The following is a 25917-nucleotide window of genomic DNA, read 5'->3' as shown; positions in this document are numbered from 1 at the left end:
TATGTTAGGCAACTGGGGTATATATCGTGTTTTTAAGCGGGAATTGCTGCGACTGGCACAGCAAAAATCCGTTCGGAACCTATTTATTATCGTACCGCTTTTGGCGTTCTTTTTACTTGGCGCCATATACTATAAGGGAGCGCTAAGAGAGCTGCCCATTGCTGTTTACGATAACGACAACAGTACTTTGAGCCGTACCTATATCAGGTTTTTAGAAGCCTCGCCCACTTTTAAGATCACCCATTACATTTCCTCTGATGAAGACATTGAAAACGCCTTTGTAAAAAATAATGTCGAGGCGGTATTTTACATTCCTAAGGATTTTTATAAAAACGTATTAAAAAAAATACCGGTACAAGTAAAAATATACAGCAACTCTACCAATATTGTCTTTGGAAACCTGGTGTACCGATCAGCGGTTCAGATAAGCCAATTGGTAAGTGCTTCCGTTGCCATCAAACGAATGGCACCCTTGGGTATAGACCCAAGTAAAATATCGGGAACGCTTCTCCCCATTCAGGTAAACTCCCGGGTTCTAGGAAATCCCCAATACAATTATAGTTACTACTTAATTCCGGGGCTAAGCATCGTACTATTGCAAATGATCGTATTTATTGCCGCCTCTAGGGCCTTTAACAACGAATGGAAAAACAACTCTTTTCAAGGACTGGTTGCGGCTTCAAAAGGGAACTTCCTTTCTATGCTCTTTGGAAAATACTTGGCGTTTCTGACCTATGGCCTTAGTCTATGTGGAATTGTTCTGGCCGTTTTGTTTCCCGTTTTCGGAATACCGATTTATGGTAACATAGGTAGTCTAATGACCCTACTCTTTCTGCTGATTACGGTAAATATCTTTTTGGGGTTTGGGCTCTCCCTATTATTTAAAAATGAGCTTATAGCACTTGACCTTGCCATATTCTACAATTCACCGGCATTTGTCTTTAGTGGATTTACTTTCCCCATTTGGGCCATGCCTTGGTTCAACCGGGCTTATGCCGATATCATTCCATTTACCCATTTTCTGACCGGTTTCCTTAAGGTTTACCAGTTAGATACTCCGCTTCATTTTATATGGCCCGAAATAGGGAAGTTACTGGTATTTCTCTTGGTTGGATTTCTATTGATTTTGGGAGGATTGGCCTTGAACAGAAAGCTCATTTTTCCAGTAAAAAAAATGGAAGCGATATGAACTTAAAAATCATCTGGAAACTCATACAAAAGGAAGCGCTTTTAGTGCTCAACGACAAAAGCATCCTGCTTGTTCTCTTCGTTGCCCCCTTTCTATATCTTTTTTTGATAGGGACCACTTACATCAAAAAAGACGAGGAAAAGGTAAGCGTCGGCGTGGTCGATATGGACCATACAAAAAGTAGCAGAACATTTTTGAACAAGCTCAATGCAACACAAAAAGTAGACTTGAACCATGCGTATTACAGTCTGCCCGAAGCCAATACGGGTATTTCCGCCTTTGATGTGCAAGGCTATGTCTATATCCCGTACGGATTTGAAAAAAAACTAAAAAGAAAGGAAACCGCCCCTATCGGACTTGTGTTGAACAACACCCGTTTTTTACCCTCTAACGACATTAACAAAGCCGTGACTTTAGTCTCCTTGGACTATGCCATGACATCTCGGGAAAAATTCTTTGAATCAAAGGCTACCCTGCCCAAATTGGCACGTAGTAACGCCGACCCGATAAGCGTACAGGTCAATTCGGTATACAACCCTACCAATAATTACGGCGATTTTTTATTGCCCTTCGTGCTGTTTCTCATACTACATCAAACCCTACTCATAGGGCTGTCGGAGAGCGTAGCTTCGGATCGTGAGAAAGGACTCATGAAAGTTGGTTTTAAGGATAGTAATAACAACTTTATCAATTATATATCAGGAAAAATTGGACTCTACCTCCTCTTGTTCCTGGCCTATAGTTTCTTTGTGCTTTTGGTGGTGTTTCCTTTTTTTGATTTACCTATCCACGGAAACCTCATGGCCCTAATAGGCGGCTCCGTCATTTTTCTTTTGGCCACCACCTTATACGGATGGTTCTTTGCCTCTTTCTTTAATACGGAAACTGGAGCTATGGAGGTCATTGCCTTTACCTCATATCCCGTATTTTTAATTACGGGGGTAACCTGGTCTATAAATGAGATGCCATTGATCGTTCAATTTATATCAAACCTTATTCCCTTAAGGCCCTTTTTCATTTTTGTAAAAAAGCTTGCCATTATGGGGGTTGACGCCCCCCTTTATCTCAATGAGATCATCCACCTTTTGATTTTATTGCTTGTAGGTTATGTGGCCGCATATTTTAGGTTTCGCTACCTACAAAAAAGAGAGCCAAAACTAGGGAACAACAGGCGCGCTCCCCTATCGACCCCATAAATCTTTTGTGTTCCGCGTACCGCTTTCTTTCCAAGCAGTTTGCTCCATGAACCAATGCCATATAAAGCACTGGCTTATTGAATAAAAACAGCCTCTAGTTTTATGGTAAAACTAAAGGCTGTTTTATTACGGGGCGAAAAATTCCAAACTATGATTTTAAAACCGGCATTTTTGCTTCTCCCAGTTTTAAGACTATCATCATCGTATTTTTTAACCCTTTTCCATTCTTATCACAACGAAGTAGCTATATAGAATAATGCAACTTCTTTATGCTACTGCGCCCGTTACGATACTCTATGGATACTGTTTCTTTCGCTTACGGATACCCCATCCCCACAACGTTATACCCGTAAGCTTAGAAACTTAGAGATTTTTCACATAACCGAAAACCATCTTTTTAAACTCACGAAAGTTGTCTGTAAAGGTTTCCATTCGTTTTTTGAGCTGACGGTGCTTTTCCCGATAATCCGCATCGGCCAGACCGCTTTCTCCCATTTCCAAGCGAGAGAGCAATCTTTCGTGCCCTTCGATATCATCGGACAAGTAATCGAACAATTCGGAATGTACCGCATCTAAATTTTCAAGAATTTGGTTGTATGCCGTTTCTGCGGCATCTTTGGTCTTCCCTTTCTCTATCAAATCGGCAAAAAATCGGGCTTCATCCTTATAAAAGGCTATGTTGCTCAACCATTCCCTACTCTCAAAATGAAGCACATCTAAACTTGCCCCTAAAAGTAACTCGGTTTTTGGATTCAGTGTTTGTGTTTTCATAATCTCACGCTTTTAAAAGTTTTATATTCATGACACCAATAAACCCATGGTGGTCTTAAACATTTTTCAATTGTAGAAAGCCTGCTTATTTTTTAACATCATACCTGTTGAAAAAACTGACTTCAAGGATCTTTCTTGCATTTTCCAAAAGTTGCTTCACTTCTTCCAAGCTTTGGTTTCTGATCATGGCAATTTCATTCGGTGAAAATTGAAACTCCGTAGCCAATTCAAATACGGTACGCATGGGCAATGGTAGATTGTGCAGTACCATAGTAGTATGCCTCCTAATATTTTCCTGGCCCAATTCCTTATCTAATTGCGCTATAAGTTCCTTATTATTGTCTTCAATAAAGACATGGTTCAAAACGTAGTCGTTCTTAGCGTAAGAGATATCGTCGAGTTCGTCGATCATGACAAAATCACCGTCACCATCGGTACTGAACTTTTCCTCCATAGCATCCCATTCAGGTCGGGAATAATCATCGATATTCTTCAGGAAGTAGTCGTCAAACTCCTCATCAACAATGGTCTCTTCCAAAAGCTCATCGGCTTTTTTGAACAACCAAGGATGCAACCGTTCTTTGCTCTCCACTTCATAAAAGTTGGTATAAGCTTCTATAAAGAGTTGATCTACAAAATCATCTACTTTATACTTTCCCTTCGGAAGATTCCCTTTTGTCAGGGCCGCGGCCAACCTTTTGCCAATGTAGCGCTTTACCTGATAAAGATCTTTTAGCAGCAGGTTATTGAACGAGCTTTGGTCGTTCTGCTCTTTGAAGCGGGTAAGATCAGAAAAGGTACTCGCTACGAATACGTTAAATTCTTTTTTACTTTCATAATATTCAAGAGTGTCCATGCTATGTGTTTTTGATTAGAATACACCATAAAATTGCGGCCATATGGGCTAGAAAACTATGACCTAGGTCAGTCGCTACGTATAAAGCGTATCAGTGTTTATCCATATCGACCGAAGTGTCCAATTTCAATTCCAATCTTTCAAGGTCGAAACGATGGCCCCTGGCCACGAACAGGGTCACCCCTTCATTTAACTTTTCAACACTGGCCAAGGCTTGTTCCTCGCTCACCCCCAGTCCCCTTAATATACCATAAGGTCCACCGGAAAGTACCCCTATCGCGCGGCTACCCACGGGGTCAAGAAAGGTAGAAACCAAAAAACCCGCAACGAACAAACGCCCCAATTCGGGGTTATAGAAGGTGTTGAAGGCGGTATCCTCCCCTAGAAGTTCCATAAAAAAATGTCTCAATTGCGTTTCTTTGAACGTCAATTCTTTCGAATTGTCCGTATAGTCATCTCGTAGATTACCGATTACCGATATTACAATGTTATCAAAATCCATCTGACCGACCACTTTTAAGGCCTTTTCCAAATCTGAAATTTGGTCGTACGGTTTTAGAAAAACCTGTTTTTGTTCTGTTTTCGGGACGTGCATATTCTTTTAAATTAGAGACCGCATGGTCATAAACTCGGAGCATTCTCCTTTGCTAAAGTACAAGTAGATATTTTCTATATGCCTGACCTAGGTCATATGGCCAAAAATTTTACCTGACTAATTTTACCATTCACAATTGATACTAATTAAAAACTAAAATCATGGCAAACGATAGTGGAAATATTCTTCTCGCTTTATTGACAGGAGCAGCAATCGGTGCGGGCATAGGAATACTTTATGCCCCCGACAAAGGAGTTGAAACAAGGCATAAAATCAAAGACAAGGCTTTAGATGCCAAACACGACCTAACCGAACGAATGGCACATGCCAAAGACGAACTGACCAAAACGGCCAACGAAAAGAAAGAAGAGTTCGAGCAAAAATTAGATGAGACCATTAGCAATATGAGTTACAAGGCCGATGACATCATTTCTACTTTAGAACGCAAGCTGGAAGACCTTAAGAAGAAAAACGCCCAACTACACAAATAATGCGATATGGCATTTGAAACATTGAAAAAAGACCTCGTTGACGTAGATGCGGATATGAGGTCTTATCTCGAAACCAGCGAAGAATATTACAAGCTCAAGCTCTTTAAGGTACTTATGGCTTCGGTTACGACCCTGGCCCAATCTTTAATCATAGGGGCCGTACTATTTTTGGCCCTGTCCATGATATCCTTGGGTATCTCCCTTGCCCTTAATGAGGCTATGGAAAGTTTCTATTCGGGCTTTTTGATCGTGGGTGCCTTTTATATTGTAGTGGCCCTTATCTTTTATTTTTTCAGAAGGGTATTGCAACGGCCATTGCTACAAAAATTCTCGAAACATTATTTCGATCGGCCATGACAAAAAAATACACTTCGTTTTTGGAAATAGACCATGACCTGAAAATTTTACGGCTTCAGCGTGAAATTGCCAAGGAAAGCCTGAAACTAGACCTAAAAACCACAAAAGACCATCTCGAGCCAAAGCAAATGATACAAGCCGCGAGCTTTGACATTAAACGGTCGTTAATCGATTTCGCCCTGAGCAAGGGACTCGAATGGTTACGCCGCCTAGGCCGGAAAGCATAGCCCTAGCTAGCAGGGCCATTAGCCAAAGTCGGCTACTTGCTGCAATTGTTTTTTATCCGCGAGTATAATTCTACGCGATTCGCCCAATTGGATCAATCCCTTATCCTTAAAGCTTGATAGCACCCGTATGGCCGTCTCCGTCGCCGTACCGATCAAGCCCGCGAAATCTTCCCTAGAGATACTGATACCCATATCATCATCTTTGATAAGCCCTTTATCGTACAGCTCCAATAAAGCGGTAGCGGCTCTTTTACGTACCGAATCGAAGGCCAGGCCCATCAATTGGTTTTGCATATGAATGACATTGTTCGAAATCATACCGATGAACTTATGCGAAACCTCTTTATTGTTGAACAATAGTTGGGTAAAATCTTTCTTGGGAATACTGCATATTTCACAGTGGCTAAGGGCCACCGCCGTTTCCGTATACATACCCAAACTGCCCAAGATACAAAGTTGACCGATAAAATCGCCCGCACTGAACATGCCGGTCACATACTCTTTTCCGTTTTCGTTGTGCTTGTATGTTTTAACCTCCCCGCTTTGTATAAAATAAAGGTTATGGGCCATGCTCCCCTCTGAAAAAATCGCTTCTTTAGGCCTATACCGGGTCAAACTACGGTCTGCGGAAAGATCTTTTAGGTTTTGATATTTTGAGGCCTCCTTTATAAAGTCGTTGATCCCTTGAACATTTCTGGAAAACTCTTTGCGCAAAAAGGAATTCTTCTTGAGCCGTGCCTCTATGGCTTCGATCAAATCTATTGCCTCAAAAGGTTTGGTCAAGTAATCATCGGCCCCCATGGCCATTCCCTTCCGCAAATCGGATTTTTCCGACTTGGCCGTTAAAAAGATAAAGGGGATGCAGGCCGTTTTTTGGTCTTGGCTTAGTTCTTCAAAAACACCATAACCATCTACTTCGGGCATCATTATATCGCACAGAATAAGGTCGGGGGCAAAGGTCCGTGCCTTTTCAATACCGATCTTGCCGTTTTCGGCTGTGGCTACCTGGTAATTTTCAAGTTCCAGAATTTCCGCAGTCATGTCACGTACATCGTAATTGTCTTCAATAAGTAGTATTTTCTTCATTTGTCAAAAGATTTATGGGGAGTTCTACGATAAAAGTGGTGCCTTGGCCTAGCTGGCTACGAAAGCTGATAGTGCCGTTCATTAAAAGGGTGTATTGCCTTACGATATTCAAACCTAATCCCGTGCCTTGAAAATTGGTGGCATTTTTTGCCCGATAAAAACGCTGGAACAGGTAATCTTGATCTTCAGCCGGTATTCCGATACCCCGATCCGTAACCTCAATAAAGAGCCTGCTGTCCTTGGTGGTGATTTTTAGCGTAATAGGCTTGTGTTCATCAGAATATTTTATGGCGTTAGACAATAAATTATGTACAATATGTCTTAGTAATTTTGTGTCTAGCCCAACCTCTATACGGGAACGGCTGTTGATGACATCTATGGTCTGGCCGTTCTTTTTCACACCCTGGACCTCTTCTACCAATGCCTCTATAAACTCAACGAAATCGAACAAGGTAGGCTGGGCCACTACCTTGCCTTCTTCCAATTTACTTAAAGATAGGAAATCGTTCAGTATGTCGACTAAGTTTTTTACACTGCCCTTTATGGTTTGAATATACTTTGTTCGCTTTTCTTCCTGACCGTCGCCATTTCGCCTTTCAATAAGGTTGGTTGCCGATAAAATAGCACTTAAGGGAGTTCTGAATTCATGGGAAGCCATTGAAATGAATCTCGATTTCAGCTCGTTGAGTTCCTTTTCTTTTTGCAGCGTATTGCGAATCTCGACCTCTACCCGTTTTTGGTCGGAAATGTTATTGTAGACGATCAAGGCCTGAACCACCTCATGCTCCTCGTTGAACAAAGGTGTGGTATTGACCAAATATGATTTGCCTTGTACTTTCGCCTCAAAGGAACAATGTTCGCCTTTCAAGGTCTTTAGCACGTTTTGCTTCACCTTTTTCTTAAGTTCTACGGGAACATTACTTAACTCGTCAATGGTATCCCCTACGTGTATGGCCTTCCTGAAATTTAGGGTATCAAGATCTTCGCCCTCTATGAACACAACACGTAAATGCATATCTACCACCCCCACAAAGCCCCTGGGAAAATTTTTGAAAATGGTGACCAACAACTCCTGACTGGCAATAGCGCTATTTTCTGCGTTTTTGGTAATCTGGATTTGATCTTCGAGATTCATATTCGATTCCACCAACTTCCGCACCATATCCTTTAATTCAACGGTGCGCTCGGCTACCTTGTTTTCGAGTGCTTCGGCATAGACGGCCAGTTCTTCCCTACTCTTCCGTAGTGCCGCACTAATATTGTGCTGCTCAATGGCCACACTTGTGGCTTGGGTGATATTATAAATAATTTCCTTTTCGGTATCGAGCGGTATTCTCGAAACATTGAAATAAATGGCAAAGGTGCCCAGCAATTCCTGGTTAGACGAAAATATAGGAAAGGACCAACACGCCTTAAGATTGGCCTCCTCTGCCGCTTCCTTAAACGCCTTCCAAAGCGGATTACTAGAGGTATCGGAAACAATAATCTCTTTTTTCAAATAGGCTGCCGCTCCACAAGATCCATTTTCCGCCCCTATTTGTATTCCCTCAATGGCATCTGTAAAGCTTTTTGGTACGTTTGGTGCCGCCAATTGCCGTAAACTGCCCGTTTCCTTATCCAATAATAGAATAGATCCCTGGCAATTGGGAATGGCGGTCTCAATGGTCTCTACAATTTTATTGGCAATGTGTTCCAAGGGTTCATGTTGAATGATCATTTCCATAACATGCGATTGACCGATCTTAAAGAACTCTTCTACCTTATGGGCCGTAACATCGTTGTGCACCCCTACAAAATGGGTCAGTACCTTTTCTTCATTGTATATGGGCGTAATGCTGACCTCGTTCCAAAACAAGGAACCATCTTTTCTATAGTTCCGCAATACCACACGGCAATTCTCTCCTTTTTTAATCGCCTCGGACATTAATTTGATTTCCGACTGATCCTTGTCTTCACGCTGTAAGAAGCGACAATTCTTCCCCATAAAATCGTCTTCATCGTATCCCGTGGTCTTACAAAAGGCCTCATTGGCATAGATAATGGGGTGGTCGGGCTCTTGGGCATCGCAAATAATAATACCGTTGGCCGTTGCCGCCAAAGCCTGATTGCGCACATACAAAATATTCTCTATGGCCCTTTCGTTCGTAATATCACGGACAATGGTCAGCAGGCGGTTTTTATCCATAGGGACAATACGGCCCTCATAAAACTGCCTCCCCTTCTCCCCGTCAAAATTGTACTCTACAAGTTGTATTTCCTTGGTTCTTATAGCTTTATCGACCCCATGGCGGACCACCTCGCGTATATGGGAAGGTAGCATGTCATTTATATAGCCTCCTATAAAACTATTGGCGGGAGCAAACAATTTTTCAGGTTTAGGGGCATAACAATCGAGAAATTTTCCGTGGTGGTCCAATATGAACATCATATCGGGCAAAGCCTCTAACAAAGCTTTATTCTTGGCCAGATTTTCTTCGAGTTCCTGTTCGGTTGCCTTCTGTTCCGTGACGTCTTGTATGGTGCCGAACCACTCCAAGGGCTTGCCGTCATTATCATATGTGGCCTTACCCTTTTCCGTAATATATCGTACAGTACCATCGCTTCTAACAAAACGTTTATAATTAGAATAGGAAGTACTGTTTTCAATGGCATATGCAATACCATCTAGGGTATTTTGACGGTCGTCGGGATGGATATACTCTAAGGCCGTATCGGCGTTCAATCGCCTATCACCAGGAGGCAGGCCGCATATTCTATAAAATTCGTCCGACCAGTTTCTTTCATTGGTCCTCAGGTTCCATACCCAGCTACCGATATGGGCCAAACTTTGTGCCTCGTTCATTTTATCGGCACTGACGGCGGCCTTTTTTTCGGCCAATAAACGATCGGTTATATCTATAATAAAGGCTACCACAAGGTTTTCATCGTTGATTTGGGTAGGACTCAAACTGATTTCCACGGGAAACTGTGAGCCGTCTTTTCTCAGGCCCCATAGATTTCCCCCTTTCCCCATAGGTCGAGATATAGGTTTTTTGGAAAAGTTTTTTCTGTGGTTTTGATGAGATTTTCCGTATCGGTCCGGCACAAGATCTTCTACCGTTTTATGCACCAATTCACCCGGTGCATAACCGAACATTTTTTCGACTGAAGGGTTGGCCTTAAAAATGCGCCCCCTATAGTCCACCACCATAATACCTTCTACCGAAGATTCAAATATTCCTTTGAAAAGGTCATTGTCTTTGAATTTTTCTACCATTGGGTACAGTCTAGAAGCCTTATTTTCAAACTAAATTACAAAAAGGCAAGGCCACGTTGCAATACTAGGCCTGTAAATATGCATACCTAGACCAACTCCGAATAGTGGGGCGTAATAGGCCACCGAATATTATAGAGGTGAAAAGCGTCCATGTATGGTTTTAGCAAATGTATAATGGTCTTGGTTACCGAAACATGACCTTTGTCATGATTTCTGTTTTAACCGTCATTATTTACTATACTATTCTACTATAAACTGCAATGCTGCGTCGTTTTCTTCAAGATTTTCTTTAGCGGCCCGATAACCTAAGTCAAATATGGCATCGATGCTATTCATATCGAAAGTGCCGAAAGCAGAAAGGCGTTCAGGGGAGATAATCATATCGAATTCCGGGAATTTTAGCATGGATTCGGAAGCGGACTTTAATTTATAGGCCCGCTCCACCACGGTATAAGAATGTTTTAGATCTTCCATTCTTATTTTTTTGAGTGGATTGACATAAACCCCGATAATTTTATCGCACTTATTTTTTAGCGGTTCAATGGGGAAATTATTGAGAACCCCTCCGTCAATATAATAAGCGTCGCCTATTTTGGTAGGGGTAAACATACCCGGAAAGGAAGCCGAGGCCAATACCGGTCGAATGAGTTGCCCTTTATGAAATATTTTGAGCGTACCCTTTATGATATCGGTACCGGTTACGTAGAGCGGTTTCTTTAATACACTAAAATCGTCCTTAGGGAAAAACTCCTTGAAATTATCATAGTACTTTTCCGTATCTAAAAAACCCGGTTTGCTACGGGCGTACTTCTGTGTACGAAAAAGGGGGATGGTTTTAAAAAAATGTAATATTTCGGCCCAACCGACGCCTCCTGCATAGAGTGCCCCCACTATGGCTCCGGCACTGGTACCCGATATATGTGTCGGGAAAATCCCGTGCTCTTCCAAAGCCTTTATAGCGCCAATATGCGCCACTCCCCTAATTCCTCCTCCTGAAAGTACAAGACCTATATTCATTGCTATATGATAATTATGCGAATTTACGAACTACACCCGTGCCTGAAAATGATGCAAGTCATAGGTGATACTACAAGACGGGACTAAACACTTTTGCGAGTCCTTCTTTAAAACGCTCGGACTTGGGTCGCTGTGTAAATTCCTTATAATCTAATTCACGGCTAATTTTGCAATCATTTAAAAAATCACGTTTCAACTGCTTTGTAAGTTCTTTATCATAGGCCAAAACATTGACCTCATAATTTTGTTCAAAACTCCTTACATCAAGGTTGGCGGTACCAATGGTCGTCAGTTCATCGTCGGTAAACATGAGTTTACTGTGCAAGAAGCCATCAGGATATTGATAAATTCTAACCCCAGCTTCCAAAAAGTTTTCAAAATACGAGCGTACGCCCCATCTGACCAAAAAACTATCGGAGTTGGAAGAAAGCAAAATCCTAACATCGACCCCGCCCAGAGCGGCTACCTGTAAAGCTTCCATAAGGGCTTCTCCCGGAATAATATAGGGGTTTACGATGTAGATATACTTTTTGGCACCGTTGATCAATGAAAAATACAGTTGATGTACCGACGGAAAATCGGAATCAGGGCCGCTTGAAACGGTCTGTACAATAGAATTTCCGATTTTGGGTATGGTTGAAAAATACGACAATGTCAGCATATCATCCTTTCCACTGGCAAAACTCCAGTCCATGGCAAATACTGCCTGAAGGCTATTGACTACAGGTCCCCTAAGTCGCAAATGCATATCGTGCCAAGTACCTAATACCGAGTCACCTTTAATGTACTTGTCCGATACGTTGACACCGCCCGTAAAGGCCGTATGCCCATCAACCACGACTATCTTCCTATGGTTTCTGTAATTAATGGACGAGAGTAGCCTTTTGAACCGAATGGGCAAAAAACTAAAGACCTCCACCCCAGCTTCCCTGAGTTGGTTGACATAGGCCTTGCTTAAGGTATTGCTTCCCAAACCGTCGTATAGGAAACGGATTTCAACACCTTCCTTTATTTTTCGTTGCCAAAGGGACAGAAACCTATCGCCCAATATGCCTTCCTCAAAAATATAATATTGAACATGTATAAACTTTTCGGCTCCTTCCATAGCCTGAAAAATAGCCTCAAAGGTTGCCGGTCCATCCTTTAGGGGGGTCAGCTCATTGCCTAAACTGGGTAAAAAGTTGGAGTTTTTAGCGATAAGTTTTACCAATTTGAGGTGGCCTTTTATCGGTTCGGGCACGTTTTCCCCATTATTTCGATCTATATCATCGCAATAGGCCTCGACCGTTTTTAGGTATGCCGAGATCTCTTCGGTCTTTTTAAGGCGGTAAAACTTATTTTTTCTTCTGTTACGTCCCAGAACGAAGTAGAACAACATACCTCCGACCGGTATGGTAAAGATGGCCAAAAGCCAAGCTAGGGTCTTTGTGGGGCGTATACCATAAAGCAATAACCGACCTACCAAGAACAGGGCCAACGAAAAGTAAACGATAAGTGCGATGGTCATATTCTAAATGTTATTTTATCCAATGCAAACAAATCATCTTATCTTGAGAACTTACTCACTGATGCGCATTTCGAAACTTACCACTCCGCCATCAATAGTAGCATGATGCAAAACACCCTTTTTATAAAAGTATAAGTTTTCCTTGCCATTCGCATTGATTTTCTTGTAGCTATGGTTTCCTAGGGCCACTATGGTATTCATAGTACCATCTTGTTCGGAGTAACAATAATCGATATGCTTCGGCTCCTTAAAGTACAGCAATATAGTGGTATAGTCGATAGAATCTTCCAAGTTACTTTCCTTTTTGTTCTTTACGATACGATACTGATTATTTTTCCACGAGGTGCTGGTCTCCGCGTGGGGCCTATCGTTGACCCAAATATTGACATTGGCCCTTTGAAGGAGCTCATTGTCAAAGCTTACCACATACTTATAATCTACCGCTATCGGTGTCAATAGTTTGGTTTTGATACGGGTAAAACTCTGATAAGTAGTCACCGTGCCTACAGTCTTTCGGCTTACCTCTAAACTACCTATAAGCTTGTTTCTCATTAAGATGTCGTATTGCAGTACCGTATCGGGAACAAGGCTATCGCCCATAACACCAATACAAAAAATAAGTCCGATTACATATTTGAACATCATAATAAATATATGGAAGAGCATTTGCACAAATACAAATTACCGTAATTATTTACGGTCTCTCCCTGACCTGTATCATAAAAGAACGTGAAGTTTTTTGGGGACATAAAAATTGGTAAAAGACAGTTACATATCGAATACCGGAGGGCTTATCGCCAAACCCGAGAAGAAGAATTATCACAAAAAAGAAAGCCCTCAAATCTAACCTACCTACATGGACGCATACAGGTTTCGATAAGAAGGCTGTTCTAACGATTAGTGTTTCTTATGATATCTCTACAGTTTTCGGACTGTGTTTTTTAGCCTCTTCCTTTTTGGCAATTTTGAATTTGAGAAGGCCATCTTTGTAGCTCGCCTTTATTTTATCGTCAGCTACGCTTTCAGGTAATCGGAGTGATTTTTGAAAAGAGGAATAACTAAACTCCTTGCGGCTATAGTTGTCTTCCTCTTCTTTTTTAACATTGGAATTTTCCGCCGAAATGTTCAGGCATCCGTTATCGATGCTCACATTGAAATCTTTCTTGTCATAACCAGGTGCCGCAAGTTCAATTTCAAAATTATCGTCGTTTTCCTTAACGTTCATGGCCGGCTCTTCCAGTTTTCCCAACCAAGAACCTCCATTAAAAAAATCGTCGTTGTTGAAAAAATCATTACTTACAAGATTTCCCCAAGGTCTTTTGTTAAATTTCATTAGTGACATAATCTCAACTTTTTTAGTTAAACAATTAACGTACGGCTAAAGTATAATGGAAGCACAGCCAAAAGAATGACCTAGGTCAGGATGTAGGATTTTAACAAAAAAAATAAGAGGTCTTTGAAAAAACTAGATCTTTGAACTCAATTTTAGCATTTTAGCACTGAGGGAAAAGAGCCAACGCAGCTGTTCGAGTATGAGATAGGCTTCCTGCAAATTTCTCACCTTACCGGTTTTTACGGCATTTTCGAAATCCCAGGCCATCGTATCGAACCTAGAACGATTGTCCTCAAATGAACGTTCGAGGTTTGTGATTGAAAAATCGGCATTTTCTCCCTCTTGGGCCAAGGCATGTATGGCCCGATCCATATTCTCACCTATTTGGGCTATGGCCGATTTAAAACCTTCGGAAGCCTCAGTAGTACTGTGGTTCTGGATGTAAGAGCTTAATGAGGCCAAGGAAGCCAAAAAAGCATGGCTAAGTGCCACAAACTCATACACCTCGTCTATGTTCCTCTGCTTTGACCTAGGTTCTTGAACCATTTGTTGGAAGGCCGAACTCAGGTTAGAGGTTTCTACAAAAGCCTTCTTTCGGGTAATGCGAAGCGGGGCGACCGTATTTTCCTTCGCACTGTAAAAACGGCCTATTTCAATTAAAAAGTTCTTATGGGCCCGTAAACTATCCTCAAAATTCTTACCGATGTTCAGAAAGCCCCACGTAGGCCAAAGCCATAAGGTGGCTAAAAAGGATAGTGCCGCGCCCACTACCGTATCGAGGACCCTAAATTGAATGACGGTCAAAATATCGGGCCTTAAAATACCGTATATGAATATGACGCTCAAGGTGATAAAGGTAGCCGCCGTTTTGTAATTTCGCTGTAGCATAGAAAATGCCGCTACCAAGGAAGCAATGCCCAATACGGCAAAAACATAGGTATTCTGTACAAGGGAAACGATAATGAATGCAATGGCCCCACCGATAAGGGTTCCGATGATCCTGTCTTTTGAACGGGCCTTGGTAAGGCCATAACTCGGACGAAGGATAATGATGATGGTCAACAAGATCCAATAGGGGTTCTGAAACTCAAAAATCGTACCCACCCCATAACCGATCATCACGGTGACCGCCAAGCGTAACGCATGCTTGAATATAGGCGAGGCAAAACTAAAGTTCTGAACCAGTACCTTGGGGTCATAATCGGGTAAGGCTACAAATTTACGGGCGTATTCCTCGTCAATTAATTCTAGTTCCTCAGGTTTGGGATCATCGAGCAGCCATTTGATCTTCCTAAGGATTTCCACCTGTTTTTCCTGATATTCAAAAAGATTTTGAAGCATTAAGAAGCCTTCCAAGTTTTCGTTCTTTGGTATGGACCTTAATTTGGTAATCTCTTCCTTGATTCTCGCGACACACTCTTTCAACTCCCTATTGTTCGGTAACTTCCTCCTATCACTACCGGCATAGCCGATTTTCTCCAATTGGTCGGAAATTCGGAACATAAGCCTTTGAAACATTTCCATATACCCTGGATGCCTTGAAAAAATATCATCCATCTTGGCATAATTGACGGGATTGGAAATGGCCGTTTCCAGCATCTCCACCAACTGGGTAAGTACCAACAAGCGTTTTCCGTTGTACATGGATTGTCCCGAACTTTTTCGCGAGACGATAAGCATCTCGCGTAAGCTATCGTGGTTCTCGGTGAGTTGTACCTGTATTTTCTGTAATTCGGGCAGTAAGTCATCTCGGTCGGTATTCGATTCGATCAAGCGCCCTCGGATATGCAAGAATTTTGATGTTAAGAGATAGGTATCCGTAAACACCTCTTCAACTTCCCCAGTGGGGTTGATACGGTGCCAAACTACGGCCAAAAATAAATACCACAGACCGCCCAAACCAACAAAAAGCGCATATTGATATACCTCTAAGTTTTGAAGTTGGTGGGCAAAACTCAACACCAAGGCCAAAAGCCCCGAAAAACTGATCAAAGAGGCACGGAAACCAAAGACGGAAAGGTAGGCTATGGAAAAGGTCAACAGCCCTAAAACGGGAATCAAGACAAACAGGGGCAAATCGAGATAGCCCCCAATAAAACTAACGACAACCACTAGTGCGGCAGAGCAAAGGATTCCAATCTTTTTATGCCTATAACTACCACTGACATCACTGGGCGAGCTCCAAAAGGCCCCAAAACAAAGTGCCAGCCCAATCTCGAGCTGATCAAAATAGAGTCCCAATAAAATAGGTACGGTAACGGCAAGCCCTACTAGTATGGCCTTTGAAAAATCGGTGCTTTTCAAAAACTGTAAGAGTTCCCTAAAGTTTACTGCTATGGTATTGTTCAACATACTAAAACGGCCCTTTACAATGGCAAAGATAAGTTATAAACAGGGCTTCACATCAACTGCGGAAGCTTCTTTTCCGAATCTTTCCCTAGAACGCCAAGGAGGGGCCAAAGATAATTGCCAGGCGTTTCTTTAGTCGGTTTTACTTTGTTTAATGCAAATCCTGACCTAACTTTAGCTCTAAATTAGCCGCATGAAGAACACGATTTCGGCAAGGGTAGCCGATTTTTTAAAGAACTACCCGCCTTTCAATGAAATAGACATCAAAGAAATAGAAAGCCTATCGGAAGAAATAAGCATTGTCTACAAAGTAAAGGGAGAGGCTATTTTCGCCATCGATGAAGAAGCGCACAAGTATTTTTATGTCGTACACAAAGGGGCGGTCATACTTACCAAAGAACCCAATGACGAGGTTGTAGACCTGTGCGATGAGGGTGATATCTTCGGACTGAGGCCCCTTATCGCCAATGAAAATTATAAGATCGGGGCCAAGGCCTATGAAGAGACCATTCTTTACGCCATTCCGATAGTGGATTTCAAACCGATCATAAAAAAGTACGACGAAGTAGGCACCTTTCTTATCGAAAGCTTTGCGTCAAATACCAGAAATCCCTATTCAAAGAGCCACAGGGGCAAACTTTACGGAGCCTCTGAATCGTCGGAAAATGCTAAGGTAGGCGACAATCAACTTTTAGACCTGCAGTGCGTCCACTATTCAAAAAAGCTGGTCACCTGCACCGAAAATACCATGATCAAGACCATTGCCTCTACCATGACCGAAAAAAAAGTCGGGGCCATGTTGGTCTTAAAAGAAAAGCTTCCGGTGGGGATCATAACCGATAAGGACATTAGGAATAAAATTGCAACGGGACTCTTTCCTATCACTTCAAGGGCCAAAAGTATTATGAGCTCTCCCGTCATTACCTATCCCAAAAAAATGACCGTGACCCAGGCCCAGATGGCCATGATGAAGAGTAACATCAGCCATCTATGCCTAACCTTGGATGGTACAACGAATACAGAAGCCGTAGGTATCATAAGCAAGCACGATATCATGTTCGAGTTGGGCAACAACCCTGCGGTATTGATCAAGGCCATCAAACGTGCCAATGGTTTCAAAAAGCTAAAGGCCGTACGCCGACAGATCATGAACCTTCTTCAGGGATATCTCGACCAGAACATCCCCTTGACCCTGACCTCGAAAATCATATCGGAGCTTAACGACGCCTGTATCAAACAGATCATCAAAATCGCGCTTGATAAAATGGAGGGTCCCCCTCCGGTCAAATTTGCTTGGTTGGCCATGGGCAGTCAAGGGCGCAGCGAACAATTGCTGCATACGGATCAAGATAACGCCCTGGTCTTTGAAGACGTGCCCGATTATTTATTAAGGTCGACCCGGGCCTATTTTTTGAATCTCTCCAAAATTGTTACAAAAGGTCTTTTTAGTATAGGATATGAGTATTGCCCGGCCGAAATGATGGCTTCCAACCCCGAGTGGTGTTCAAGTATTTCGGAATGGAAGGAGCGTATTTACCATTGGATCACCAATCCCGGTCCGGATCAAGTCTTGTTGTCTTCCATATTTTTTGATTACAACCTATCGTACGGAGATCCCGATTTGGTAAGCGAGCTTAGTGCCCACATATTCGATACGACGGAAAAATTCCCGAACTTCTTTTTACACTTGGCCAGTGGCGCATTGCAGAGTCCTTCCCCTAGTGGCTTTTTCAGAAGTTTCCTGGTAGAGGAAGATGGTGAGTACAAAGACTTTTTCGATGTAAAACGAAGGGCCTTGATGCCCTTGATCGATGGTGCACGTGTGTTGACCCTATCCCATAAGGTGAAGTCGATCAATAATACGGCGGAGCGATTTGAAAAATTGGCCGAACTGGAACCCAACAACGAAGAATTGTTCATGGCCTGTTCGTACGCAACAAAAGCCCTTTTGAAATTCAGGACGAGACATGGTCTCTTGCACAATGACTCGGGGCGTTTTATAGCGCTTAACAAATTGACCAAAGAAGAAAAAATCAAGTTGAAGCGATGCTTTAAGACCATTAAAGACCTTCAGGAGCTTTTAAAAATACGCTTTAAAGTGACAAACCTATTGGGCTAATGAACCTGTTTAAAAAACGAAAAAAGAACTATCCCGATTTTTGGATGGATTACTTAGAGCGGTTCAACGCCAAACCGGAGAACGACCTCTCAAAGATCCGATTTGTGGTACTCGATACCGAAACTACGGGATTTGATTACGAAACCGACCGTATATTATCTATTGGCGCCCTAAGCCTTCAGAACAACCATATCAATGTAAACCAAAGCCTTGAGGTCTATCTGTACCAGCACTTCTATCACGCCAAGAACATTCAGATACACGGTATTTTACAGGAAGAGCCCAAGGAGCGTATTACGGAGTTGGATGCCCTGATCCAATTTTTAGATTATATCGGCAATTCGGTTCTTGTGGCCCATCATGCCGGCTTCGACCGAACCATGATCAACAAGGCTCTCAACCGGCACGGGATGCCCGACCTAAAAAATAAGTTTCTCGATACTTCCGTCCTTTACAAGCGAACCCTGATCCAATCGCCACTGTTACCGGTCAAGCCCCAATATTCACTCGATGAGCTGGCCGAAAAATTCGATATCTCCAAAAAAGACCGGCATACGGCACTAGGCGATGCCTACATTACCGCCATTGCCTTTATGAAAATTATGCAAAAATTAAAAACAAAGAAAAATTTCTCGGTTAAAAAACTACTGAAATAGCGTTTTAAGCCTTTAAATAAGCCAATACGTTTTTTTCAATACGGGTTTGGATATCCGATATATCGGCTTTTTGAAAAGCTTCGCCCGTTATGTTTTCGTACAGTTCTATGTAGCGTTCGGAAACCGTTTCTATATACTCATCCGTCATTTCGGGCAAGGTTTGCCCTTCAAGACCTTGAAAGCCGTTTTCTATAAGCCATTGGCGAACGAACTCCTTCGACAATTGTTTTTGGGGCGCACCTTTGTCCTGCAATTCCGCATAGGTGTCGGCATAGAAATAGCGCGAAGAATCGGGCGTATGGATTTCGTCTATCAAAACAATCTTACCGTCACTGGTCTTTCCGAATTCGTATTTGGTATCTACCAGTATGAGTCCTCTTTCGGCCGCAATTTGGGTGCCCCTTTCAAAAAGGGCTTGTGTATATTGCTCTAAAACTTCATAATCCTCCTTAGCAACGATACCTCTTTTTAAAATATCCTCTTTTGAAATATCCTCATCGTGATCTCCCATTTCAGCCTTGGTAGCCGGGGTAATAATGGGATGGGGGAATTTATCGTTTTCCCTCATTCCCTCTGGCATGGCCACACCGCACAACATACGCTTACCTGCTTTGTATTCACGTGCCGCGTGCCCTGAAAGATAGCCCCTAATGACCATTTCCACCTTGAAAGGTTCACAGGCGTGCCCCACCGCTACATTGGGGTCTGGCGTAGCCATTAGCCAATTGGGGACGATATCCTTGGTGGCATCCATCATTTTAGTGGCGATCTGATTCAAGATCTGCCCTTTATAAGGAATACCTTTGGGCATCACCACATCAAAGGCCGATAGGCGATCGGTGGCAACCATCACCAAAATTCCATTTTCAAGTTCATATACTTCACGCACCTTGCCCTTGTAAACACTTTTCTGGCCAGGAAATTCAAAATTCGTATCTGTAATGGTACTGCTCATTCTATGCGGGTAATTTTTTACTTAAAGAGGGTTTCGTATTAATTCTGGTGTTCTATATTCTTGTATGCGTCAATCACCTTTTTTACCAGCTTATGACGTATCACATCTTTATCATCGAGATAAACAATTTCAATGCCTTGGGTATTTTTAAGGATCAAAAGGGCTTCCTTGAGTCCTGAAATCACCCTTCTCGGCAAATCGATCTGTCCGGGGTCACCGGTAATCATAAATTTGGCGTTCTTTCCCATACGGGTAAGGAACATTTTCATTTGTGCATGGGTCGTGTTTTGGGCCTCATCCAAAATAACAAAGGCATTGTCCAAGGTACGTCCGCGCATAAAGGCCAATGGGGCTATTTGAATGATTCCGTTCTCTATCAAGTGTGCCAACTTTTCCGAAGGGATCATATCCCTAAGTCCGTCGTACAAAGGTTGCATATAGGGGTCCAATTTCTCTTTTAAATCCCCTGGCAAGAAGCCCAAGTTCTCACCGGCCTCGACTGCGGGCCTTGTTAAGATAATGCGCTTTACCTGCTTCTCCTTCAAGGCTTTAACCGCTAAGGCTACGCCGGTATAGGTCTTTCCCGTACCTGCCGGCCCAATGGCGAAGACCATATCGTTCTTCTTGGCCGCATCGACCAACCTACGTTGATTGAGGGTCTGTGGTTTTATAAGACGGCCATTCACCCCATGTACCAAAGTTTCCCCACTGTTTTCGGGAGACTCATAGTCTAGGGACGTATTGCTGGTCAGCACACGTTCAATGCTGTTTTCGTCCAATTTATTGTACTTGCCAAAATGGGCGGTAAGCATATCAAAGCGGCGTTCGAACTCTTCTAGGAGCTCTTCATCACCGTATACTTTTATTTTGCTTCCCCTTGCTACGATCTTGAGCTTTGGAAAATACTTTTTCAGTAAATCTATATTTTGATTTTGTTGCCCGAAAAATTCGCGTGGGCTAATCTCTGTAAGTTCTATTATCAGTTCGTTCAAAAAGTGGAGGTGTTAAAATGAGAGCCCGTGAACATAATATTTCGCCTGACTATTTTTTTGTTATAATTTTGTTTAACAAACTTAACGAAAATTTCAGTTTGCCTAACCAAAACATATCAACATTACTGTATGATAGCGAACTCAAATAATCAGATTTTTACATTTTCCAGTAGCATCCTGCATTCCTTTCTATATCGGTTTAGCGTAGTTATTACCGTTGCACGCCTCATTGTTTACCCCACCCAAACTCGCTTAACACCTACTTTTCTTGATATTAATGAAAAGAATTCATGACTCCGATTATAACGCTTACTACAGATTTTGGTCTAAAAGACTACTTTGTCGGTACCCTTAAGGGAACTATTTACAAAGAGCTCTCCGATGCAAAAATAGTTGATATTTCACATGATATAAGTCCGTTTAACATTCAGGAATGTGCCTATATCTTAGAAAATGCTTACAAACATTTCCCTGAAGGCACCATACATATTGTCGGTGTAGATTCGGAACCCACCCCCGAGAACCAACATATTGCGGTTCTGGTAAACGGCCATTATTTTGTCAGTGCCAACAATGGGGTGATCGGACTCATTACCAGTGAGGTCCAACCCGAAAAAGTAGTGGAATTGAATATACCCAACCCTAGCCACGGTTCCTTTCCCGTGCTTGATGTTTTTGTACAGGTAGCCTGCCATATAGCCCGTGGAGGCACCTTGGAAGTTGTGGGCAAGCCCTTTGACGGATTGAAGGAGCTTAGGGAGTTTGCCCCCAGTGCCACCGATAACGGTAATAAAATCATCGGTAGTGTTATCTACATAGACAACTATGGAAACGTGGTAACCAATATCCATAGGAACTATTTTGAAGCCTACCGTAAAGGGCGCGATTTTGAACTCAACGCCCGTACGACCAAAATCAAGAAGATACATAATAAGTATAGCGACATTATCAATTTTGACCTAGAAAGAAGCCAGCGGAAGGGAGCCGGTGATCTTTTGGCCCTTTTTAACAGTGCCGGCTATGTGCAATTGTCCATATACAAAAGCGACCTGAACACCGTAGGTGGGGCCTCTACCCTACTCGGGCTCGATTACAGGGATACCGTTACCATTAGTTTTGTATAGAAATCGCCTACGAACCGATTAAGAATGAATTGAACAAATACTGGTTTAAATTGAAATTGTTTATAAATTTGATGACATGGTTTTAAGCTTTCATCATAAAACAACCTCAAACTTAGCTGTATTTCAGACCGACCGGAAGAAATACACCACAATCTAGAAGCTTTATATATGCTCGCCATTTTCAAACGTGAAATACAATCGTTCTTTACTTCACCCATAGGGTATTTGGTCATTGGCCTTTTTCTTGTTCTCAACGGACTGTTTCTATGGGTTTTCAAGGGACCGTTTAATGTTTTCGACTACGGATTTGCCGATTTGGGCAACTTTTTTCTGTTGGCCCCGTGGGTCTTTCTTTTTTTGATTCCCGCCATTACCATGAAAAGTTTTTCGGAGGAGAAAAAACTGGGCACCTTAGAATTGCTCTTTATCAAGCCACTTACCATTTGGCAAACCGTTTTAGGCAAGTTTCTCGGCACTTTGGTTTTGGGAATAATTGCCCTAATCCCAACCTTGCTCTATGCATATACCATATCGCAGTTGGGCACTACGGAAGGTAATATAGATACAGGTCTGGTTATCGGTTCGTATTTTGGTACCCTCTTCCTAATGGCCTGCTATACTACCGTAGGGCTTTTTGCGTCTACGCTTTCGGAAAACCAGATTGTAGCCTTTATCACGGGACTCGTACTCTGTTTTATACTGTATTATGGTTTTGATGGTCTGGCTACCGTTATAGGCACCAGTGAAACCGTCGTTTTTGTACAAAAATTGGGCATGAAGCATCACTTTGAAAGCATTGCCCGGGGCGTACTCGACACCCGAGACCTGGTTTATTTTGTTTCTTTGACCGCTTTCTTTCTTTTTCTTACGGTAGAAAAGCTTAAAAACACAAACCGATAATGAAGAAAAATGCCATTGGCGTAGTTGCCGCATTGATCGTTCTACTGATAATCAATTTTGCTTCCGGTTGGGTGTATACCCGTTTTGACCTTACCGAAGATCAAAGGTATACCCTATCGCAAGAAGCCTTAAATACGGTAGAGAAATTTGAACAGCCGGTTATCGTAGATGTGCTTTTAGAGGGCAACCTCCCTCCCGAATTCTTAAGACTAAAGACCGAGACACGACAGTTGCTGGAGGAATTCGCCAGTAAGAACAACAATATAAAATTCAATTTTGTAGATCCGCTTGAAGATGCCGAAAACATTGAAGGCACGCTTACCGACCTACAGGCATTGGGCCTAAAGCCCGCACAGGTTACCGTAGAGGACAATGGCAAGGTGTCACAAGAAATCGTTTTTCCTTGGGCCATGGTCAACTATAAGAACAAGACCGTTAAGGTGCCCTTGCTCAAGAATAAATTAGGGGCCTCCACCGAAGACCGCGTCAACAATTCGGTACAGAACTTAGAATATGCCTTTACCGATGCATTTGCCAAGGTGAACCTTACCGAAAAAAAACGAGTTGCCATATTAAAAGGGAATGGCGAACTTGATGATATTTATTTGGCCGATTTTCTCACCTCCATTCGTGAGTATTATAATATAGGTGCCATTACACTTGATTCCGTAGCCAACAATCCGCAGGGGACCCTAGACCAATTAAAGGAATTTGACCTTGCCCTTATCGCCAAACCTACCGAAGCCTTTACCGATGCCGAAAAATATGTGCTCGACCAGTACATTGTAAATGGGGGCAAATCAATGTGGCTTATTGATCAGGTGAACATGGAATTGGACAGCCTTCTTAATCAAAGTGGCACGGCCATGGCACTTCCGAGAGACTTAAACCTTACTGATTTCTTCTTTAAATACGGTGTACGGATCAACAGCAATTTGGTAAACGATATGTATTTCACCCAAATCGTAATTGCATTGGGAGAAGGAAACGATTCACAGTACAATCCCGTTCCTTGGTATTACCACCCGATGGTCTTTTCAAAAAACGACCATCCTATAAATAATAACCTCGAGGCCATACGGTTTCAATTTGCCAACTCTATAGACATCTTGGACAATAGCAATAAAAAGACCATACTTCTATCGAGTTCGCCCCTGTCTAAATTAGACGGTACGCCCAAGCAAATCAGTTTAGACCCCATAGCCCTAAACACCCCTCCCGACAAAGAACGCTACAACAAGGGCAACAACCCCTTGGCCGTTCTTATCACCGGTAAATTCACATCGGCATTTGCCAATCGGGTCAAACCGGTGGCCTTGAAAGGCTCCCTTGAACAAGGCCAAGAAAATGCCATGTTGGTAATTTCGGATGGCGACATCATACGCAACCAGGTACGAAACAATAGGCCCTTGGAATTGGGTTACGACAAGTGGACAAACAACTATTATGGAAACAAAGAATTTTTAATAAACGCCTTGAATTACCTTTTAGACGAAAAAGGACTTATAAACATTCGAAATAAAAAAGTGGCCGTACCCCTTATGGATGCCAAAAAGATCGCTGACCAGAAAAGCTATTGGCAGCTAATAAATATTGGGCTTCCCGTAGGATTGACACTTCTTTTTGGGGCCTTTTTCAACTATTTTAGAAAGCGCAAATACGGGGCCTAGATGTTAATAAGTTTGTTTCGGTAAAAAATGCATTTCAAATATCTTTGTTTCACTGAGTTTTTTGAAACTTGGTTTAATTTCGAGACATTTTTAGACACTATATCCCACAAATTGAAATAACGATTCTCCTATGAAATTCATAGTATCCAGTACGTATCTCTTAAAGCAGTTACAAGTTTTAGGTGGTGTTATCAACAATAGCAACACGCTACCTATTTTAGATAATTTTTTATTCGACCTTGACAACAACAAACTAACGGTCTCCGCTTCGGATCTTGAAACTACAATGAGTTCGGTACTGGATGTGGATTCTGATAACCAAGGGACCATTGCCGTTCCGGCGCGTCTTTTATTGGAAACCTTAAAGACTTTTCCCGAACAGCCCTTGACCTTTGTTGTAGAGGACAACAACACGGTTGAGATCAGCTCAAACCATGGTAAGTATGCCTTGGCCTATGCCGATGGTGCCGAATTCCCGAAAGCCGTTGAACTGGCCAACCCTAGTTCCACTACCCTTGTCGGCGATATTTTGGCCACGGCCATAGACAAAACCATATTTGCGGCCGGTAACGATGACCTTAGACCGGTGATGAGCGGTGTCTTTTTTCAGTTCTCGCCCGAAAACCTAACCTTCGTGGCCACCGATGCCCACAAATTGGTAAAATACCAAAGAACGGATGTTACGGCTTCCCAAGTAGCCGAATTTATAATGCCCAAGAAACCCTTGACCCTTTTAAAGGGAATTTTAGCCGGTAGCGAGTCTGATGTCATTATTGAATACAATGACAGTAATGCCAAGTTCAGTTTTGAAAACACCGAACTTATCTGTCGTTTGATCGATGGGAAATACCCCAACTACGAAGCTGTAATTCCTAAGGAGAATCCAAATGTGCTTTCCATTGCCAGAAACCAATTTTTGAGCTCGGTAAAAAGGGTCGCTATTTTCTCTAATAAGACTACCCACCAGATACGTTTAAAAATCGCAGGGGCCGAATTGAATATTTCTGCCGAGGATATCGATTACAGCAATAAGGCCGAAGAGCGTTTGACCTGTTCTTACCAAGGTGACGATATGCAAATTGGCTTTAACTCCCGATTCCTGACCGAAATGTTGAACAATCTCAATTCCGATGATGTTTCCTTGGAAATGAGCTTACCGAACAGAGCAGGTATACTTACCCCTATCGACGGACTTGACGAAGGTGAAAATGTAACCATGTTGGTCATGCCGGTTATGCTTAATAGCTAAGAATATTATTATAATATATAGT

The 25917-nt window shown here is 42.4% G+C and carries 23 protein-coding genes; 11 read left to right on the top strand and 12 right to left on the bottom strand.

Annotation, left to right across the window (positions count from 1 at the left end; all coding sequences use genetic code 11):
* The first annotated feature begins 1 nt into the window (after position 1).
* Both BW980_RS07565 and BW980_RS07560 read left to right on the top strand, forming a co-directional pair.
* Entirely contained in the window at positions 2-1189 is a 1188-nt protein-coding gene (locus BW980_RS07565) for an ABC transporter permease (protein WP_076454323.1), read from the top strand.
* On the top strand, positions 1186-2385 hold the full coding sequence (locus tag BW980_RS07560; RefSeq protein ID WP_076454321.1) for an ABC transporter permease: 1200 nt from the start codon (positions 1186-1188) through the stop codon (positions 2383-2385). The genes BW980_RS07565 and BW980_RS07560 overlap by 4 nt, the downstream gene beginning before the upstream one ends.
* 363 nt (positions 2386-2748) lie before the next feature.
* On the opposite strand, the gene BW980_RS07555 is transcribed toward BW980_RS07560, so the two are convergent.
* The 3 genes from BW980_RS07555 to BW980_RS07545 all read right to left on the bottom strand — a co-directional run bounded on the left by BW980_RS07555 (position 2749) and on the right by BW980_RS07545 (position 4607).
* Complete coding sequence (locus BW980_RS07555; RefSeq protein WP_076454319.1) at positions 2749-3156, bottom strand: hypothetical protein; 408 nt, start codon at positions 3154-3156, stop codon at positions 2749-2751.
* A gap of 85 nt (positions 3157-3241) precedes the next feature.
* The gene (locus BW980_RS07550; RefSeq protein WP_076454317.1) at positions 3242-4012 is read right to left on the bottom strand and encodes a sigma-70 RNA polymerase sigma factor region 4 domain-containing protein; all 771 of its coding nucleotides are present in this window, start codon (positions 4010-4012) and stop codon (positions 3242-3244) included.
* Positions 4013-4103: 91 nt separating this feature from the next.
* Positions 4104-4607 carry a hypothetical protein gene (locus BW980_RS07545; protein WP_076454316.1) on the bottom strand — a complete coding sequence of 168 codons (504 nt, stop codon included), beginning with the start codon at positions 4605-4607 and terminating at the stop codon, positions 4104-4106.
* Between the two features lie 161 nt (positions 4608-4768).
* Here BW980_RS07545 and BW980_RS07540 point away from each other — a divergent pair, with 161 nt between their 5' ends.
* The 3 genes from BW980_RS07540 to BW980_RS07530 are packed head-to-tail and all read left to right on the top strand — an operon-like array spanning position 4769 to position 5682.
* On the top strand, positions 4769-5098 hold the full coding sequence (locus BW980_RS07540; RefSeq protein ID WP_013995176.1) for a YtxH domain-containing protein: 330 nt from the start codon (positions 4769-4771) through the stop codon (positions 5096-5098).
* A 6-nt stretch (positions 5099-5104) separates the two neighbouring features.
* A complete protein-coding gene (locus BW980_RS07535; protein ID WP_076454315.1) occupies positions 5105-5455 on the top strand; it encodes a hypothetical protein in 351 nt (116 codons plus the stop codon).
* A complete protein-coding gene (locus BW980_RS07530) occupies positions 5452-5682 on the top strand; it encodes a DUF6327 family protein (RefSeq protein ID WP_076454313.1) in 231 nt (76 codons plus the stop codon). Before BW980_RS07535 ends, BW980_RS07530 begins: the two co-directional genes overlap by 4 nt.
* Positions 5683-5700: 18 nt before the next feature.
* On the opposite strand, the gene BW980_RS07525 is transcribed toward BW980_RS07530, so the two are convergent.
* The 7 genes from BW980_RS07525 to BW980_RS07495 all read right to left on the bottom strand — a co-directional run bounded on the left by BW980_RS07525 (position 5701) and on the right by BW980_RS07495 (position 16233).
* The gene (locus BW980_RS07525) at positions 5701-6768 is read right to left on the bottom strand and encodes a response regulator (RefSeq protein WP_076454311.1); all 1068 of its coding nucleotides are present in this window, start codon (positions 6766-6768) and stop codon (positions 5701-5703) included.
* The gene (locus tag BW980_RS07520; RefSeq protein ID WP_076454309.1) at positions 6746-10024 is read right to left on the bottom strand and encodes a PAS domain S-box protein; all 3279 of its coding nucleotides are present in this window, start codon (positions 10022-10024) and stop codon (positions 6746-6748) included. Before BW980_RS07520 ends, BW980_RS07525 begins: the two co-directional genes overlap by 23 nt.
* Before the next feature lie 240 nt (positions 10025-10264).
* Positions 10265-11041: a patatin-like phospholipase family protein gene (locus BW980_RS07515; RefSeq protein ID WP_076454307.1), complete on the bottom strand. Its 777-nt coding sequence runs from the start codon at positions 11039-11041 to the stop codon at positions 10265-10267.
* Positions 11042-11111: 70 nt separating this feature from the next.
* Positions 11112-12548, bottom strand: coding sequence for a cardiolipin synthase (cls, locus tag BW980_RS07510; protein WP_076454305.1), 1437 nt, complete (start codon positions 12546-12548; stop codon positions 11112-11114).
* Positions 12549-12599: 51 nt separating this feature from the next.
* Complete coding sequence (locus BW980_RS07505) at positions 12600-13193, bottom strand: DUF6134 family protein (protein ID WP_245799991.1); 594 nt, start codon at positions 13191-13193, stop codon at positions 12600-12602.
* 262 nt (positions 13194-13455) lie between these two features.
* Entirely contained in the window at positions 13456-13890 is a 435-nt protein-coding gene (locus tag BW980_RS07500; RefSeq protein WP_076454303.1) for an Hsp20/alpha crystallin family protein, read from the bottom strand.
* A 123-nt stretch (positions 13891-14013) separates the two neighbouring features.
* Positions 14014-16233: an FUSC family protein gene (locus tag BW980_RS07495; protein ID WP_076454301.1), complete on the bottom strand. Its 2220-nt coding sequence runs from the start codon at positions 16231-16233 to the stop codon at positions 14014-14016.
* Between the two features lie 190 nt (positions 16234-16423).
* On the opposite strand from BW980_RS07495, the gene BW980_RS07490 reads away from it, so the two are divergent.
* Positions 16424-18349: a DUF294 nucleotidyltransferase-like domain-containing protein gene (locus BW980_RS07490; protein WP_076454299.1), complete on the top strand. Its 1926-nt coding sequence runs from the start codon at positions 16424-16426 to the stop codon at positions 18347-18349.
* Complete coding sequence (locus tag BW980_RS07485) at positions 18349-19005, top strand: 3'-5' exonuclease (RefSeq protein WP_083690407.1); 657 nt, start codon at positions 18349-18351, stop codon at positions 19003-19005. Before BW980_RS07490 ends, BW980_RS07485 begins: the two co-directional genes overlap by 1 nt.
* A gap of 4 nt (positions 19006-19009) precedes the next feature.
* Here BW980_RS07485 and BW980_RS07480 read toward each other — a convergent pair whose 3' ends face one another.
* Both BW980_RS07480 and BW980_RS07475 read right to left on the bottom strand, forming a co-directional pair.
* Positions 19010-19960 carry a phosphoribosylaminoimidazolesuccinocarboxamide synthase gene (locus BW980_RS07480; protein ID WP_076454297.1) on the bottom strand — a complete coding sequence of 317 codons (951 nt, stop codon included), beginning with the start codon at positions 19958-19960 and terminating at the stop codon, positions 19010-19012.
* A gap of 38 nt (positions 19961-19998) precedes the next feature.
* Positions 19999-20952, bottom strand: a complete 954-nt coding sequence (locus BW980_RS07475; RefSeq protein ID WP_076454295.1) for a PhoH family protein — start codon at positions 20950-20952, stop codon at positions 19999-20001.
* 290 nt (positions 20953-21242) lie between these two features.
* Here BW980_RS07475 and BW980_RS07470 point away from each other — a divergent pair, with 290 nt between their 5' ends.
* The 4 genes from BW980_RS07470 to dnaN all read left to right on the top strand — a co-directional run bounded on the left by BW980_RS07470 (position 21243) and on the right by dnaN (position 25895).
* Positions 21243-22076 (top strand): SAM hydrolase/SAM-dependent halogenase family protein, encoded by an 834-nt coding sequence (locus BW980_RS07470; RefSeq protein ID WP_076454293.1) that lies wholly within the window; start codon positions 21243-21245, stop codon positions 22074-22076.
* Positions 22077-22244: 168 nt separating this feature from the next.
* Positions 22245-22976, top strand: coding sequence for a gliding motility-associated ABC transporter permease subunit GldF (gene gldF, locus BW980_RS07465; RefSeq protein ID WP_076454291.1), 732 nt, complete (start codon positions 22245-22247; stop codon positions 22974-22976).
* Entirely contained in the window at positions 22976-24646 is a 1671-nt protein-coding gene (gene gldG / locus BW980_RS07460) for a gliding motility-associated ABC transporter substrate-binding protein GldG (RefSeq protein ID WP_076454289.1), read from the top strand. The genes gldF and gldG overlap by 1 nt, the downstream gene beginning before the upstream one ends.
* Before the next feature lie 130 nt (positions 24647-24776).
* Positions 24777-25895, top strand: a complete 1119-nt coding sequence (gene dnaN / locus BW980_RS07455) for a DNA polymerase III subunit beta (RefSeq protein WP_076454287.1) — start codon at positions 24777-24779, stop codon at positions 25893-25895.
* Positions 25896-25917: the final 22 nt, after the last annotated feature.

Source organism: Zobellia uliginosa (genome assembly GCF_900156625.1).
In the GTDB taxonomy this organism is placed as follows: Bacteria; Bacteroidota; Bacteroidia; order Flavobacteriales; family Flavobacteriaceae; genus Zobellia; species Zobellia uliginosa.
This window is presented reverse-complemented; position numbering and strand designations above follow the sequence as displayed.

What these genes read in the sequence shown, in the direction of transcription:
- BW980_RS07565 (WP_076454323.1), top strand. Translation starts at nt 2, where the DNA reads ATGTTAGGCAACTGGGGTATATATCGTGTTTTTAAGCGGGAATTGCTG.
- BW980_RS07560 (WP_076454321.1), top strand. Translation starts at nt 1,186, where the DNA reads ATGAACTTAAAAATCATCTGGAAACTCATACAAAAGGAAGCGCTTTTA.
- BW980_RS07555 (WP_076454319.1), bottom strand. Translation starts at nt 3,156, where the DNA reads ATGAAAACACAAACACTGAATCCAAAAACCGAGTTACTTTTAGGGGCA.
- BW980_RS07550 (WP_076454317.1), bottom strand. Translation starts at nt 4,012, where the DNA reads ATGGACACTCTTGAATATTATGAAAGTAAAAAAGAATTTAACGTATTC.
- BW980_RS07545 (WP_076454316.1), bottom strand. Translation starts at nt 4,607, where the DNA reads ATGCACGTCCCGAAAACAGAACAAAAACAGGTTTTTCTAAAACCGTAC.
- BW980_RS07540 (WP_013995176.1), top strand. Translation starts at nt 4,769, where the DNA reads ATGGCAAACGATAGTGGAAATATTCTTCTCGCTTTATTGACAGGAGCA.
- BW980_RS07535 (WP_076454315.1), top strand. Translation starts at nt 5,105, where the DNA reads ATGGCATTTGAAACATTGAAAAAAGACCTCGTTGACGTAGATGCGGAT.
- BW980_RS07530 (WP_076454313.1), top strand. Translation starts at nt 5,452, where the DNA reads ATGACAAAAAAATACACTTCGTTTTTGGAAATAGACCATGACCTGAAA.
- BW980_RS07525 (WP_076454311.1), bottom strand. Translation starts at nt 6,768, where the DNA reads ATGAAGAAAATACTACTTATTGAAGACAATTACGATGTACGTGACATG.
- BW980_RS07520 (WP_076454309.1), bottom strand. Translation starts at nt 10,024, where the DNA reads ATGGTAGAAAAATTCAAAGACAATGACCTTTTCAAAGGAATATTTGAA.
- BW980_RS07515 (WP_076454307.1), bottom strand. Translation starts at nt 11,041, where the DNA reads ATGAATATAGGTCTTGTACTTTCAGGAGGAGGAATTAGGGGAGTGGCG.
- cls (WP_076454305.1), bottom strand. Translation starts at nt 12,548, where the DNA reads ATGACCATCGCACTTATCGTTTACTTTTCGTTGGCCCTGTTCTTGGTA.
- BW980_RS07505 (WP_245799991.1), bottom strand. Translation starts at nt 13,193, where the DNA reads ATGATGTTCAAATATGTAATCGGACTTATTTTTTGTATTGGTGTTATG.
- BW980_RS07500 (WP_076454303.1), bottom strand. Translation starts at nt 13,890, where the DNA reads ATGTCACTAATGAAATTTAACAAAAGACCTTGGGGAAATCTTGTAAGT.
- BW980_RS07495 (WP_076454301.1), bottom strand. Translation starts at nt 16,233, where the DNA reads ATGTTGAACAATACCATAGCAGTAAACTTTAGGGAACTCTTACAGTTT.
- BW980_RS07490 (WP_076454299.1), top strand. Translation starts at nt 16,424, where the DNA reads ATGAAGAACACGATTTCGGCAAGGGTAGCCGATTTTTTAAAGAACTAC.
- BW980_RS07485 (WP_083690407.1), top strand. Translation starts at nt 18,349, where the DNA reads ATGAACCTGTTTAAAAAACGAAAAAAGAACTATCCCGATTTTTGGATG.
- BW980_RS07480 (WP_076454297.1), bottom strand. Translation starts at nt 19,960, where the DNA reads ATGAGCAGTACCATTACAGATACGAATTTTGAATTTCCTGGCCAGAAA.
- BW980_RS07470 (WP_076454293.1), top strand. Translation starts at nt 21,243, where the DNA reads ATGACTCCGATTATAACGCTTACTACAGATTTTGGTCTAAAAGACTAC.
- gldF (WP_076454291.1), top strand. Translation starts at nt 22,245, where the DNA reads ATGCTCGCCATTTTCAAACGTGAAATACAATCGTTCTTTACTTCACCC.
- gldG (WP_076454289.1), top strand. Translation starts at nt 22,976, where the DNA reads ATGAAGAAAAATGCCATTGGCGTAGTTGCCGCATTGATCGTTCTACTG.
- dnaN (WP_076454287.1), top strand. Translation starts at nt 24,777, where the DNA reads ATGAAATTCATAGTATCCAGTACGTATCTCTTAAAGCAGTTACAAGTT.